The 1,279-nt window shown below is 70.1% G+C and carries 1 protein-coding gene and 1 pseudogene; both read left to right on the top strand.

From position 1 onward, the window contains the following. A pseudogene (locus Q8S40_RS18315) lies at positions 1-429 on the top strand (hypothetical protein); the annotation flags it as partial. Then, positions 426-1,217, top strand: a complete 792-nt coding sequence (locus Q8S40_RS18310) for a metallophosphoesterase (RefSeq protein ID WP_305671531.1) — start codon at positions 426-428, stop codon at positions 1,215-1,217. The pseudogene Q8S40_RS18315 and the gene Q8S40_RS18310, both read left to right, overlap by 4 nt. Positions 1,218-1,279 lie beyond the last annotated feature (62 nt).

The following is a 1,279-nucleotide window of genomic DNA, read 5'->3' as shown; positions in this document are numbered from 1 at the left end:
TTCAACACGCTGCTGCGGCCGCACCCGCGGCTCGATCTCTGCCTGCGCGGCGAAGACGGCGAGCATCGCGAACAGGTGCTGAGCTTTCTGGCCGGCATCAACCGGCTGCAGCTTGAGCAGCTCGGGGTGCCCGAGGCCGGGGTAACAGACGAAGGTCGGCTGCTGGGGATCAGTCTGCGACCGCAGAGCCGTTGGGAGCTGCTCGGCGTGGCTCTGCGTGGGCTCAGTGGCCACTGGCCGGACGATGCGCGCAGCCGGTCTTTTGTGTTCGATGAACTGATCGTGCAGCCGACGCGGGGCCGCCGCAGCCTGCGGGTGGCGCTGGATGGCGAGGTCGTACGGATGCGCCCGCCGCTGCGTTTTCAGGTCGACTCGACGCGGCTGCCGCTGCTGGTGCCGACCGGCCCGCGCCCGGCGGAGTCGGCATGAGCCGGATCCTGCACCTGTCGGATACGCATTTCGGCACCGAGCAGCCGGCGCTGGTTGAAGCCCTGCTGGCGCTGGCGCACAGGCTGGCGCCCGATGCCATCGTGCTGTCCGGCGACATCACTCAACGCGCGACGGTGGAACAGTTCCGCCGCGCGCGCGTGTTTCTGGAATCGCTGCCGGCGGTGCCGCGGTTGGTGCTGGCCGGCAATCACGACGTGCCGCTGTTCGCGTTCTGGCAGCGGCTGTTCACCCCGTACGCGCGCTACCGCAACGGCTTGGGCATCGACACGCTGGAGCCGCGCCTGCAGCTGCCGGGGCTGTGCGTGATAGGCGTCAAAAGCACGCGGCGGCGCCGGCATATCGATGGTGAGGTCTCACCGAAGCAGGTCGACGCGGTGGCGCGCGAGCTGCGCGCGCAGGCGCCGGGGACGCTGAAGGTCGTGGTCACCCATCAGCCGCTGTGGGCGGCGCGTCCGCAGGATCTGCACAACCGCTGCCATGGGGCGGAGGCCGCTTTGGCGGCTTGGGTGGAGGCCGGCGCCGATCTGTTCCTGGCCGGACACATCCATTGGCCCTTCGCCGCGGCGCTGCCGCCGCATGGGCAGGCCTGGGCGGTGAATGCGGGCACCGCGGTTTCCAGTCGCGTGCGGCCGGGCGCGCCGAATTCGGTGAACGTGATCGACTACGTGCCGCGCGGGGGTGAGCGGGTGTGTGTGCTGCGGCGCTATGTGTGGAATGGGGTGGTTCGGTTTGAGGCCGGGCCCGAGGAAGCCTTGGGTTTGGGGTGAGGTGGGTTGCACTCTGGTGCAGGCGGGGCGTCCGTGACTGGGCCCCGACGCCTCCTTCGCGC

This window comes from Falsiroseomonas sp., assembly GCF_030695085.1.
Classification (GTDB): Bacteria; Pseudomonadota; Alphaproteobacteria; order Acetobacterales; family Acetobacteraceae; genus Falsiroseomonas.
This window is presented reverse-complemented; position numbering and strand designations above follow the sequence as displayed.

Excerpts from the sequence above, each read along its gene's own strand:
- Q8S40_RS18310 (WP_305671531.1), top strand. The coding sequence starts at position 426 with ATGAGCCGGATCCTGCACCTGTCGGATACGCATTTCGGCACCGAGCAG.